The organism is Agrobacterium sp. 22-214-1, assembly GCF_053522465.1.
Genome location: NZ_JBNWCK010000005.1, coordinates 307,010 through 320,111, shown reverse-complemented (window position 1 = coordinate 320,111; position 13,102 = coordinate 307,010). Strand labels below are relative to the sequence as shown.

Here is a 13,102-nt window from a genome sequence, read left to right as displayed (position 1 = left end):
CCGAGGCGGTGATGTCGATGCTGAGAGAACAGGGCGCAAGGATATGCACCAGTCATTCGATGTCGTTGTTATTGGTGGTGGCCACGCGGGCAGTGAAGCCGCGGCCGCTGCTGCAAGGCATGGTGCAAAAACCGCCCTTGTTACCCACAAACGTGAGACGATTGGCGTCATGTCCTGCAACCCTGCTATCGGCGGTCTGGGCAAGGGGCACCTCGTTCGTGAGATCGATGCACTGGATGGCTTGATGGGTCGGGTTGCCGATGCAGCGGGCATCCAATTCCGCATGCTCAACCGTAAAAAGGGGCCGGCCGTCCGTGGTCCGCGCACGCAAGCCGACCGGCGGCTTTACCGCGAAGCCATGCAGCGTGAGATCGATGCGATTGATAACCTGACCATCATTGAAGGCGATGCTTTCGATATTGAGATGGCCAATGATCGCGTCGCCGCCGTTATTATGAAGAACGGTAGCCGGATTCCTTGTGGTGCGGTCGTGCTGACGAGTGGCACCTTCCTGCGCGGTCTCATTCATATCGGTTCCGAAAAGATCCCGGCGGGACGCGTTGGTGAAATGCCGTCTATTGGCCTCTCGGACACGCTCTCGCGGCTGGGTCTCGTTATGGGGCGCCTGAAAACCGGTACCCCTGCCCGACTGGACGGACGTACCATTGACTGGAATGCGGTGGATCGGCAGGCCGCCGATGAGGACCCTGTCCCTTTTTCCTTCATGACGGATCGTATTCTCAATCCGCAAATAGAATGTGGTGTAACTCGCACCACCCCGGCTGGCCACAAGATCATTCAAGACAATATTCATCTATCGGCGATGTATTCCGGACAGATCGAGGGGGTCGGTCCCCGTTATTGCCCTTCGATTGAGGATAAGATCACCCGTTTCGGTGAACGGGACGGTCATCAGATATTCCTCGAGCCGGAAGGTCTCGACGATCACACCATTTACCCAAACGGCATATCGACGTCCCTTCCCGCTTCCGTTCAGGAGCAATTTATCCGAACGATACCGGGCCTTGAGCAGGTGACGATCCTGCAGCCGGGTTACGCGATCGAATATGACTATGTCGATCCGCGCGAGCTGAAGCCGTCGCTGGAATGCCGCAAGATTCCCGGATTGTTTCTGGCCGGGCAGATTAATGGCACGACGGGTTATGAAGAAGCGGGCGCTCAGGGTCTCGTTGCCGGCTTGAATGCATCGCTTTATGCCGGCGACGCCGATCCGGTCTATTTTAGCCGAACCGAGTCTTATATCGGCGTCATGATTGATGACCTGACGTCGAAAGGTGTCAGCGAACCCTACCGCATGTTTACGTCCAGAGCCGAGTATCGTCTTTCGCTGCGCGTGGACAATGCGGATCTGCGGCTTACACCAGTCGGTCAGATGGCTGGCATTGTCGGCCGCGCGCGGCAGGAACGCTTCGTAAATTTCATTTCCGATCTGGATCGCGGTCGAGAGCTGATGAAGGCGATTTCCATCAGCCCATCCCAGGCGGCGAAGCAGGGGTTGAAACTTAATCAGGACGGTCAACGACGGTCCGTTTATGAATTGCTGGCCTATCCGGATATGACCCTCGAAGTTCTTACCGAACATTGGCCGGAATTGGGCGCCCTTGACGGAAAAGTTGCCGAGGTCTTGCAGATCGAGGCGAGTTATGCGGTCTATATGCAGAGGCAGAGCGCTGATATCGTCGATATCAAACGGGACGAAGACAGAAAAATCCCGGATGACTTTGATTTCAAGTGCCTGTCCGGCCTCTCCAACGAGCTTAAACAAAAGCTGGAAAAAGCCCGTCCTGAGAATATTGCCCAGGCTGCTCGTGTTGACGGCATGACGCCGGCTGCGATATCGCTGCTGCTCGCACTTCTGCGGAAGGATTCCGCAACGCGAAGTGAAAAATTACGCATGCACCAATAGCGAGTCGGATTATGAAGATAAACGGCCAGAGTGTTTCACGTGAAACACAGGAAAGGCTCGAACATTTTGTCGAGCTTTTTAAGAAGTGGAACAAAACCACAAATCTGGTAGCGCCTTCCACTCTCGCCGAGCTCTGGAACCGGCATGTGGCCGACAGCGCGCAAATATTCCAGCTTTCTTCTCAGCCAAAAAAGTGGATTGATCTTGGAAGCGGTGGCGGATTCCCCGGTGTCGTCACTGCGATTTTTCTGGCGGAGCTTGGCGACGGTTGGGTTGATCTGGTCGAAAGCAACAATAAAAAGGCGGCATTCTTGCGAATTGCACTGAAGGAAACCGGTGCAAGAGGTGCAGTCCACCCTGTCAGGATCGAGACAGCACCGGAAATCATCAAAAATTGCGATGCTGTTTCAGCGCGCGCACTCGCCGAACTGGATCTGCTTTTCGATTATATCCATCCCTGGGCGCAGAATAACCCGAATCTCAAGGCCTATTTTAATAAAGGCCGGGATTATGATTCTGAAGTGCAGAAAGCACATGGTCGCTGGGAGTTTGATCTGGTAAAACATCAGAGTGCCATTGAGGCAGATTCTGTTGTTCTTGAAATCAGCAACCTCGCTTTGAGGAGCTGATGAGCTGGCCAGGTGCGGCATGACTTTGGAAAAAAACCGGATTATCGCAGTTGCAAACCAGAAAGGCGGGGTTGGTAAAACAACAACCGCCATCAATCTGGCTACCGCGCTGGCGGCTATTGGTGAACGCGTACTGATCGTGGATCTGGACCCGCAGGGTAATGCGAGCACCGGGCTTGGAATCGACCGCAAAGAACGCAAGCTTTCGTCCTATGATCTTCTGGTGGGAGATCATGGGGTAGCGGAAGTTGCTGTTCCCACTGCCGTTCCCAATCTCGACATCGTACCCTCCACGATGGATTTGCTCGGTTTCGAGATGCAGGTCGCGAATGTTTCCAACCGCGTTTTCCTGCTGCGTGCGGCCATGGAGACACACGAAGCCAGAGGCTACTCCTATATTCTCGTCGACTGCCCTCCTTCTTTCAATCTTTTGACGATGAATGCCATGACGGCCGCACATTCCGTGCTCGTGCCGCTGCAATGCGAGTTCTTTGCACTGGAGGGCCTTAGTCAGTTGCTGAATACGGTCAGTCAGATTCGTGGATCGGTGAACCCGCAGCTGGATATACAGGGCATTGTTCTTACGATGTTCGATGCGCGAAATAATCTTGCACAGCAGGTTGTTTCGGATGTGCGCACGCATCTGGGCGAAAAGGTGTACCACACGCTCATTCCACGCAATGTGCGTGTTTCCGAAGCGCCGTCCTATGGTAAACCGGCAATTCTCTATGATCTGAAATGTGCCGGCAGCCAGGCTTATCTGCAACTGGCGTCCGAAGTGATTCAGAGAGAGCGTCTGCGTAAAGCCGCCTGACGTTTGCCGGAATGTATGGAGTAATATCTTATGAGTGATGATCTTTCCAAGCGTCGGCTGGGGCGCGGTCTTGCCGCATTGATCGGAGAAATGGACCAGCCTGTGCCGGTGGGTGAGCCCCAGCGCGCTGTTAACGCCGATCGTACCATCCCCATCGAATTCATCGCTCGCAGCCAGAGAAACCCGCGGCGTCATTTCGATGAGAATGAGCTGCAGGATCTTGCCGCCTCCATTCGTCAGCATGGAATTGTTCAGCCTGTAGTCGTAAGAACGGTTGGAGTCAACCGATACGAGATTATTGCGGGTGAAAGACGCTGGCGTGCGGCGCAGCTGGCGGGCTTTACCGATGTTCCCGTCATCGTTCGCGATGTGGATGACCGCACGGCGCTGGAACTGGCAATTGTCGAAAACGTGCAGCGTTCCGACCTCAATCCGCTCGAAGAAGCGATGGGGTATGAGCAGCTGATTGCCGAACACGGCTATACGCAGAATGATCTCGGCGAAATCATCGGCAAGAGCCGAAGCCACGTTGCCAACAGCCTTCGGCTTTTGAAGCTTCCCGATCCGGTACGGGACATGCTGGCGGATGGTTCGCTCTCCGCAGGTCATGCCCGCGCGCTTGTTTCCACTTCCGATCCGGCGATGCTGGCGAAAACAATCGTATCCAAGGGACTTTCGGTCCGTGATGCCGAGCGCCTGGCGCAGAACGATATCAAATCGCAGGGCGATGTTGCGGAGAAGCGACCTGCTGCGGAAAAGGATTCCGATACGATCGCGCTCGAACGCAGCCTGTCCGATGCTCTCGGGCTGGATGTTAAGATCAGCCACAAGGGCGGATCGGGGCAAATCCGTATCGGTTATCGGACACTGGAACAGCTTGAAGCGGTATGCCGGCTTCTGGAGCAAAAATAAGTAACTATTTGTTATAAAATATAAAATACCCGCCTTTGGCGGGTATTTTTATTTATGGCGCTCAAAAATCGATGGCCCGGCCTTTTATTTCGTAATCGCCGAAACGCACGGGTTCCGCGCCGCCGCGGCCGCCGGTTTCCGGCGGTAACTGGAGATCGGCCTGTTGCCTGCGCCGTTCTTCCGCTTCTTTCAACGCTCGCTGCGCCGCCGGCGAAAGTCGCTTTACACTTTCCGCGCCACTGTCCGTGGCGTTGTCATTATCTGCATTCTGCATGAAATCCTCCCTATGACGGGATATTGAAATACGTTTGCCGCTTACCAGATTATATAATCCGAGGGGCTTTATAAACCCCGGAATATTCCCGGTGAGTGACAAGGAGAGTTTAACGGATGAACATGATGCGCACGGCAATGCTTCTGGCCTTCATGACCGCATTGTTCATGGGTGTCGGTTTTCTGATTGGCGGCAAGGGCGGTATGATGATTGCCCTGGTCATCGCAGCCGGTATGAATATTTTTTCCTACTGGAACTCTGACAAGATGGTTCTCTCCGCCTATCATGCGCGGGAGATCGACGAGGCGAATGCGCCCGAATTTTTTCACATGATCCGCGACCTGTCGCAGAATGCCGGTCTGCCGATGCCGAAGGTTTATATTTACGACAGCCCGCAACCCAATGCCTTCGCGACCGGGCGGAATCCGCAGAATGCCGCTGTTGCCGCTTCGACAGGACTGCTGGAGCGTCTGACGCCCGAGGAAGTGGCCGGTGTCATGGCGCATGAGCTTGCGCATGTGCAGAACCGGGATACGCTGACCATGACAATCACCGCCACGCTGGCGGGCGCCATCTCCATGCTCGGCAATTTTGCCTTCTTCTTCGGCGGCAACCGGGAGAACAACAATAACCCGCTCGGCTTTATCGGCGTGCTGGTCGCGATGATTGTGGCGCCGCTGGCAGCGATGTTGGTGCAGATGGCGATCAGCCGCACACGGGAATATTCCGCCGACCGGCGCGGCGCGGAAATCTGCGGCAACCCGCTCTGGCTTGCTTCCGCCTTGCAGAAGATTTCGGGCATGGCGCAGCGCATTCACAATGACGATGCCGAGCGCAACCCGGCAACGGCGCATATGTTCATCATCAATCCGCTTTCCGGCGAGCGCATGGACAATCTTTTCTCCACGCATCCGAATACGGAAAACCGCGTGGCGGCGCTGCATGCGATGGCGCAGGAGTTTTCCCCGCAAGGATCGACGCCGCCGCCATCGGGTGATAGACCTCTGCGCAAATCAGGCTCCGTTCCCAAAACAGGCTGGGGACGAGGCAATGAAAACGAGCGCAAGGGGCCGTGGTCTTGACATCCGATATTCAGAATAAGCCGGCGCGGTCCAGAAAACCGAGACCGGCAAATGGGGGGGGCCGTGAAGACGGCCCTTCGTCTTTCCAGGACAAGCCGGGTCTCGCCGCGCGCATCGCCGCCACCCGCATTCTGGCCGCCGTTCTGGAAAAGAAGACCTCGCTGGATGGGATGCTCGATAGCGAAAACGGCAATCCCGTCTATCGAGCCCTGTCGCTTGCGGACCGGGCGCTGGTGAGAGCCATCGTCAACAGCGCGCTTCGCCACCTTCCCCGGATTGAAGCGGCATTGTCGATGCTGCTTGATGGGCCGCTGCCGCAGGGCGCGCGATCGCTGCATCACGTTCTTGTCGTCGGTGCGGCGCAGATGCTTTACCTCGATGTTCCGGATCATTCCGCTGTCGATCTCGCCGTGGAGCAGGCTCACCGCGATCCGCGCAACCGGCGTTTCGTCAAGCTGGTGAACGCCGTTCTCCGACGGCTCGGTCGTGAAAAAGTGGATATCGAGAAGGCCGTCGCTGACGTCCCGGTATTGCCGGACTGGTTCCATGCGCGGCTTGTTTCCGCCTACGGCAATGAGGTTGCGCAAAGGATTTCGGAGGCGCAGCTGACACCCTCATCGATTGATCTGACGATCAAGGCTGATCCTGTTCTCTGGGCGGAAAAACTGGGCGGTACGCTCATGCCGAATGGCAGTGTGCGTCTGGGTGAATTCGAGGGGCAGATTCCATCGCTCGAAGGCTTCGCTGAAGGTGCGTGGTGGGTGCAGGATCTCGCCGCCAGCATGCCGGTTCGGCTTATGGGTAACATAGCGGGCAAACGTGTCGCAGATCTCTGTGCTGCTCCGGGCGGCAAGACGGCGCAGCTTGCGCTGGCGGGCGCCAAGGTGACGGCGCTGGATCAGTCCGGTAACCGTCTTCGTCGTCTCAGGGAAAATCTCGACCGGCTTGGCCTCCGTGCCGAAACGGTGGAGGCCAATATGCTGAAGTACCAGCCGGAACAGCTCTTTGACGCGGTCCTCCTCGATGCGCCCTGTTCTTCCACCGGGACACTTCGCAAACATCCCGATGTCTGCTGGACCAAGGATGAGAACGATATTGCCAAACTCGCTGCCCTTCAGGGCCAAATGCTGCGGCATGCGCTGACCCTTGTTGGCCCCGGCGGTCTCGTGGTCTTCTCCAATTGCTCGCTCGATCCTTCCGAAGGAGAAGCGATGATTGCCGAGGTTCTGGCGGAAAATCCCGACGTGGAGCGTGTTGCCGTCCGCCGCGAGGATTGGCCTGGAATGGAAGCGGCTATCAGCCCCGATGGCGATCTTCGCACGACACCGGACATGTTCGGCGGCGTCGATGGGTTTTTCAGCAGTGTCTTGCGTAAGAAGTAGAAAAAAGCCAAGCTTTCGCGAATCATTAGATATTTATCGAAAACGTTCCGGTCGTCGCGGTTCACTGATAAAAACAAAACATGTGAAACGGGAAACACAGCTTGTTAGGGTCCTTTGCAGGCAGCATGAATGCCGCCGGTCTTCTGTCGCGGATGGCGTATCGTCATCTGTGTGTCGGCCTCACCCCTTTGCGCCTGCATATGTCGCGATTTGCCACTCGTGCGCCAGATGGTCTGGTGGCGGCGCCGACCGATCTCAGAGCCATCGATCCCTATTTCGCCGAGGAACTGTTGCGGGGCCGCATCGCACTGGCGGGGCGTGTCGTCGAAACCGGCGGAGCTTCGCCATTCCAGGTGGAATATCCCTCAGCGGTTTTTGAAGAACGGCTGCATGCATTCAGTTGGCTACGGCATATTCGCTCCGATAAATCGAGCGAGGCCTGCAAACGGGCGCGCCGCATCGTTGCGGAATGGATGGTGCTTCATGGCAAGCGGCTTGCAGGCACTGCCTGGTCGCCGGAAATCGCCGCACAAAGGCTGATTGCCTGGCTTTCGCACTCTCCCGTGGTTTTATACGAGGCCGATGCCGGCTTTTATCGCCGGTTCCTGAAAAGCCTCGTCTTTCATGTGCGGTATCTCGAAAGAATCGTCAGACACGCGCCCGATGGCGAAGCGCGGCTGAGGATCAGGATTGCCTTGGCCATGGCTTCCATCGCCATGCCAACGCGCCTTTCGCGGATCATGCGGAATGGAATGAAGCTGGCTCAGGAAATGGAACGCCAGATTCTGCCCGATGGCGGGCATGTTTCCCGCAATCCACGCGTCATGCTGGACCTGCTGCTCGATCTCCTGCCGCTTCGGCAAAGTTATATCAATCTCGGCCATGATCTGCCCTCCGGCCTAGTGCCGGCGATAGACCGCATGTTCCCGGCGATCCGGTTCTTCCGGCATCAGGGCGGCGATCTCGCGCTGTTCAACGGCGCCACGGCGACGCTCGCCAATGAGCTTGTTTCCGTGCTGCGCTATGACGAAACGGCCGGCCGGCCCTCCAAGGTCCTGCCGGACGTGAACTATCACCGGCTTGCGACGGACGATACGGTCATCATCGTGGATACGGGCTATCCCGGCTCGGCGGAGCTTTCACGCAATGCCCATTCGGGTTGCCTGTCTTTCGAAATGTCCTGCGGCAAGAACCGCTTCATCGTCAATTCCGGCTTTCCGCGCAACGCCGCGCCGGAATATCAGCGGGCCAGCCGTTCCACGGCGGCGCATTCCACCGTCACGCTTGCGGATACATCATCGTGCAGACTGTCACGCTCGCGGCTGCTTGGTCCGATCATGGTGTCAGGTGTCAGCCACGTCGACAGCCGGCGTGAAACGGATGCAAACGGCAATGACGTTCTCTGGGCGTCTCATAACGGTTATTTGCAGAATTTCGGCTGCTACCATGAGCGGGAAATAGAATTGAATGCGGCCGGCACCAAGATAAAGGGTCGGGATCTGCTGCGGGCCGATGCGAGTGCGGTAAAAACGCAATTGCAGTCGGTCACGGCGGTTTCACGTTTCCATATTCATCCCCACATTCAGATACACCAGCGGGATGAGGAGTCGGTCTATCTGGAGGCAGCGGATGGAACCGTCTGGCTGTTTTCCGCACCCGGGCTGGAGCTTTTCGTCACCGAGGATGTCTTCATGGCCGATGCATCCGGTATGCGCCCGTCACAGCAGATCGAACTCCCCTTCAATCTCGCAAATACGCGGGAAATCCGCTGGCTCATCGAACGCCAGGCCTAGACAATTTCCGGCGGTGCGGGTCAAAAACCACCATAGTTTTCTCCGTTCGGCATCCCCGCTGTTTATTAATCCGGTAAGCTGTGTTAACGCGGCGGCAATTGCTGGATCAATCCCATTCCAGCCTGTCCTCCCCGTTAAACGGAGTATGCCTGATGGCCGTCGTGTCCAAGAAAATCCCCGCCCCCGATAAGGTCAAAATCCGCACGGCGCTTCTTTCCGTGTCCGACAAGACTGACATTATCGAACTGGCGACGGTTCTATCGAAGCTTGGCGTCAAGCTCCTGTCGACCGGTGGAACGGCGAAAGCCATTGCCGAAGCAGGCCTGCCTGTGACGGATGTCTCCGACGTAACGAATTTTCCCGAGATCATGGACGGCCGCGTCAAGACACTGCATCCCAACGTCCATGGCGGGCTTCTGGCCATCCGGGACGATGCAGAGCATGTCGAGGCGATGAAGGCGCACGGCATCGAGGCGATCGATCTCTCGGTCATCAATCTCTATCCCTTCGAGGAAGTTCGCGCCAAGGGCGGCGATTATCCGACGACGGTGGAGAATATCGATATTGGCGGCCCGGCGATGATCCGCGCTTCCGCCAAGAACCACGCCTATGTCACTGTTGTTACCGATCCGTCTGACTACCCCGATCTGGTTGAAGCCCTGCAGGCCGATGACGGCCAGACGTCCTATGCGCTGCGCCAGCGTTTTGCCGCCAAGGCCTATGCCCGCACTGCCTCCTATGATGCGGTGATTTCCAACTGGTTCGCCGAGGCGCTCGCGATCGAAACACCGGATTACCGCGCTATCGGCGGCGCGCTGAAGGAAAAGATGCGATATGGCGAAAACCCGCACCAGAGCGCTGGTTTTTACCTCACCGGCGAAAAGCGTCCTGGCGTTGCAACCGCGACGCTGCTTCAGGGCAAGCAGCTTTCCTATAACAACATCAATGACACCGATGCAGCTTACGAACTCGTGGCGGAATTCCTGCCGGAAAATGCGCCGGCAGTCGCCATCATCAAGCACGCCAATCCCTGCGGTGTGGCGACGGGTCCGACACTTGCCGAAGCTTACCGGCGGGCGCTGGCATGCGATTCCGTTTCCGCTTTTGGTGGCGTGATTGCCCTGAACCGCACGCTCGATGCGGAAACGGCGGAAGAAATCGTCAAGCTCTTCACTGAAGTCATCATCGCGCCTGATGTCACCGAAGAAGCCAAGTCCATCATCGCGCGCAAGCCGAACCTGCGCCTTCTGGCCGCTGGCGGCCTGCCTGATCCGCGCGCGGCCGGTATTACCGCGAAGACCGTCTCGGGCGGCCTGCTGGTGCAGAGTCGCGACAATGGCATGGTCGAGGATCTGGACCTCAAGGTCGTCACCAAGCGTGCGCCGACACCGCAGGAACTTGAAGACATGAAGTTTGCCTTCAAGATCGCCAAGCATGTGAAGTCCAATGCCGTCATTTACGCCAAGGATGGGCAGACCGCGGGTATCGGTGCCGGCCAGATGAGCCGTGTGGATTCGGCCCGCATCGCTGCCCAGAAGGCGGAAGATGCGGCGAAGGCTCTTGGCCTTGCCGAACCGTTGACGCGCGGCTCCGCCGTCGCTTCGGAGGCGTTTTATCCCTTTGCCGACGGCTTGCTCGCCGCGATTGCCGCAGGCGCCACCGCTGTCATCCAGCCGGGCGGCTCCATGCGCGATCAGGAAGTGATCGACGCCGCGAATGAGCATAATGTGGCAATGGTCTTTACCGGCATGCGCCACTTCCGCCACTAAACGCGGAAACAACCAGGAATAACGAAGGCCCGGAAATCACTTTCCGGGCCTTTTGTTTCACGTGGGACAGTCTTGGTGCCGCAGGTTCAGGTCACGGCCCCAACCTGCCACGGCACAAATTCATTGTCGCCGTAGTCGTAGATCTCGCTGACGGTCTTGTCGCCGGAAGCGACGGCTAGAATATGCTCGAAAATTCGTTTGCCGGATTCTTCGATGGTTTCAGCACCGGTGACGATCTCACCGCAATTGATATCCATGTCTTCCTTCATGTGTTCATACATTTCGGAATTGGTGGCGATCTTGATGCAGGGTGACGGCTTGAAGCCCGAAACCGAGCCGCGGCCGGTGGTGAAACAGATGACGTTGCAGCCGCCGGCGACCTGGCCGGTGACGGCAACAGGGTCATAGCCGGGCGTATCCATGAAGACGAAACCCTGCTCCGTTACGGTTTCGGCGAATTCATAAACCGCCTTCAGCGGCATGGAGCCGCCCTTGGCGACCGCGCCCAGCGATTTTTCCAGAATGGTGGTGAGGCCGCCAAGCTTGTTGCCGTGGGAGGGGTTGTTATTGAGTTCGTCGCCATTACGGGCGGTATAATCACGCCACCAGTCGATACGCTGTAGCAGCTTTTCGGCGACGGCAGGGGTGACGGCGCGCTTCGTCAGGAGGTGTTCAGCGCCGTAAATCTCCGGCGTCTCGGAGAGGACCGTGGTTCCACCGTTGCGGACGATGAGGTCGGAGGCATAACCCAGAGCCGGGTTGGCCGAAATACCGGAATAACCATCCGAGCCGCCGCATTCCAGTGCCACCTTCAGCTTGGAAAGCGGTTGCTCCGTGCGGCGGGCGGCATTGACCATCGGCAGCATGGCCTTGATCTCGGCAATCGCCGCATCGATCGTCTTGCGGGTGCCGCCATGCTGCTGGATCGTCATGGTGCGCAGCCGCTCACCCTCTTCCATCTTGTAATGTTCGAGAATGGGCGCGATCTGGTTGGTCTCGCAACCGAGGCCGATCAGCAGAATGCCGCCGAAATTCGGATGGCGGGCATAGCCCTGAATGGTGCGGATCAGCAGGCGGTAACCTTCCGATTTCGTATTCAGCGCACAGCCGCCGCCATGGGTCAGCGCCACGACGCCATCGACATTGTCGAAACCATCAAGGCCTCCCTGCTTGTTGAAATAATCCGCGATGTAACGCGAGACCGTGGCGGAACAGTTCACCGAAGCGATGACGCCGATATAGTTTCGTGTTCCGACGCCACCGAGGCCACGGTCATAACCCTTGAACGTCCGGCGTTCGGCTTCCGGAACCATGCCCTTTTCTTCGATATCGACGCTGAACTGATGCGCGTGTTCGGAAGGCACCATGGCGAGATTGTGCAGGTGCACGTGCCGGCCGGGTTCGATATCCTGGGTGGCTATACCAATGACCTGTCCGTATTTCAGCACCTCATCGCCCGATTTGATGAATTTGAGGGCCACCTTGTGCCCGCGCCCGATCAGTTCGAGCGCTGCCAGATCGCCCCTGCCCGTCGCGCCGCCGGCCGGAATGGACCGACGCGCCACTGCGACATTGTCGTTGGCGTTCAGCAAAATGGTTGCCTCGGAATTCTCACTCACGGGTTTTCCTCCTCCCGTTATATTGCCTGCTATGTTTCTAGATCAGTTTTCGACCCAGCGTCTCTTCGAACCTTCCAGATGGGTATGCATGGCGGCCTGCGCCAGCAGCGGGTCTTTCAGTTCAAGCGCCGCCAGAATGGCCTCGTGTTCCTGAAGCGCATGCGTCCAGGTATCGCGGTCTTCGAATTTCACGCGAAGCTGGGCCGAAATGGGGCTGTGGCGTTCATCGAAGAGGTTCGCCACCATTCGGGCCAAAACGCTGTTACCGGATTGTTCGGCGATCGTGACGTGAAACAGCCGATCCTGATCCAGAGGCTTGCGGCCGGCCTCGATTTCCCGCTGCATGGTATTGAGTATCTGGCGGAGGGTCGCGATTGTCTCATCGGTCATCCGGCTTGTCGCCAGCACGATGGTCGCCCCCTCCAGCGCGGCGCGCGCCTGCATCAGTTCGGAGGGGCTGTCACCGAGCGATTTGGTATGGTGGGTCGTCTGTAACGCTTCCGCCGACACATAAACCCCGGAACCCATGCGAATTTCGACGGTGTTGTCGATTTCAAGCGCAATCAGCGCCTCGCGCAAGGAAGGCCTCGATACGCCGAGCTTCTGTGCCAGTTCGCGTTCGGCGGGAAGCCGCGTGCCGGGCAGGAATTCACCCATATCGATGAGTTCGCGTATCTGATCCGCAATCTGCTGATATAACCTGCGCGGTTCCGCTATTTTGGCCTGACCACTCATGTGTTTTTTGACGTGTCCTGTCTGCAATTCGTATTTGGCCTTACCGTAACGCCAAGCGTATCAATACGCAAGGGATTACTTAAATATATGAAATTACTTATTTATTTTCGATTGTCTTGTGATGTAACGCCGTTGTTTTCGGTATGGCTTCGCAAATTTTGGCCTA

11 protein-coding genes are annotated in these 13,102 nt (G+C 57.3%); 8 read left to right on the top strand and 3 right to left on the bottom strand.

Going from position 1 to position 13,102, the window contains the following annotated elements:
- The first annotated feature begins 43 nt into the window (after positions 1-43).
- From mnmG to ACQZ5G_RS19215, 4 genes are read left to right on the top strand one after another with little or no spacing between them, the layout of a single operon-like run.
- Positions 44-1,927: a tRNA uridine-5-carboxymethylaminomethyl(34) synthesis enzyme MnmG gene (gene mnmG, locus ACQZ5G_RS19230; protein ID WP_448738051.1), complete on the top strand. Its 1,884-nt coding sequence runs from the start codon at positions 44-46 to the stop codon at positions 1,925-1,927.
- Positions 1,928-1,938: 11 nt separating this feature from the next.
- Positions 1,939-2,556 (top strand): 16S rRNA (guanine(527)-N(7))-methyltransferase RsmG, encoded by a 618-nt coding sequence (gene rsmG / locus ACQZ5G_RS19225; protein ID WP_448738050.1) that lies wholly within the window; start codon positions 1,939-1,941, stop codon positions 2,554-2,556.
- Positions 2,557-2,575: 19 nt separating this feature from the next.
- On the top strand, positions 2,576-3,370 hold the full coding sequence (locus tag ACQZ5G_RS19220) for a ParA family protein (RefSeq protein ID WP_448738049.1): 795 nt from the start codon (positions 2,576-2,578) through the stop codon (positions 3,368-3,370).
- A gap of 30 nt (positions 3,371-3,400) precedes the next feature.
- Positions 3,401-4,282, top strand: coding sequence for a ParB/RepB/Spo0J family partition protein (locus ACQZ5G_RS19215; protein WP_448738048.1), 882 nt, complete (start codon positions 3,401-3,403; stop codon positions 4,280-4,282).
- A gap of 61 nt (positions 4,283-4,343) precedes the next feature.
- On the opposite strand, the gene ACQZ5G_RS19210 is transcribed toward ACQZ5G_RS19215, so the two are convergent.
- A complete protein-coding gene (locus ACQZ5G_RS19210) occupies positions 4,344-4,556 on the bottom strand; it encodes a DUF1674 domain-containing protein (RefSeq protein WP_080852934.1) in 213 nt (70 codons plus the stop codon).
- Positions 4,557-4,672: 116 nt separating this feature from the next.
- Between ACQZ5G_RS19210 and htpX the strand changes: the two genes are divergently transcribed.
- From htpX to purH, 4 genes are all read left to right on the top strand, one after another.
- On the top strand, positions 4,673-5,638 hold the full coding sequence (gene htpX, locus ACQZ5G_RS19205; protein WP_142779916.1) for a zinc metalloprotease HtpX: 966 nt from the start codon (positions 4,673-4,675) through the stop codon (positions 5,636-5,638).
- Positions 5,635-7,020, top strand: a complete 1,386-nt coding sequence (locus ACQZ5G_RS19200; RefSeq protein WP_448738047.1) for an RsmB/NOP family class I SAM-dependent RNA methyltransferase — start codon at positions 5,635-5,637, stop codon at positions 7,018-7,020. Before htpX ends, ACQZ5G_RS19200 begins: the two co-directional genes overlap by 4 nt.
- Before the next feature lie 125 nt (positions 7,021-7,145).
- The gene (locus ACQZ5G_RS19195; RefSeq protein ID WP_448738081.1) at positions 7,146-8,813 is read left to right on the top strand and encodes a heparinase II/III family protein; all 1,668 of its coding nucleotides are present in this window, start codon (positions 7,146-7,148) and stop codon (positions 8,811-8,813) included.
- 152 nt (positions 8,814-8,965) lie between these two features.
- Positions 8,966-10,582 carry a bifunctional phosphoribosylaminoimidazolecarboxamide formyltransferase/IMP cyclohydrolase gene (gene purH, locus ACQZ5G_RS19190; protein ID WP_448738046.1) on the top strand — a complete coding sequence of 539 codons (1,617 nt, stop codon included), beginning with the start codon at positions 8,966-8,968 and terminating at the stop codon, positions 10,580-10,582.
- 86 nt (positions 10,583-10,668) lie between these two features.
- Here the strand turns inward: purH and ACQZ5G_RS19185 are convergent, their stop codons facing one another.
- A complete protein-coding gene (locus tag ACQZ5G_RS19185; protein ID WP_003520218.1) occupies positions 10,669-12,201 on the bottom strand; it encodes a UxaA family hydrolase in 1,533 nt (510 codons plus the stop codon).
- Between the two features lie 42 nt (positions 12,202-12,243).
- The gene (locus tag ACQZ5G_RS19180) at positions 12,244-12,936 is read right to left on the bottom strand and encodes a FadR/GntR family transcriptional regulator (protein ID WP_003520219.1); all 693 of its coding nucleotides are present in this window, start codon (positions 12,934-12,936) and stop codon (positions 12,244-12,246) included.
- Between the last annotated feature and the right edge of the window lie 166 nt (positions 12,937-13,102).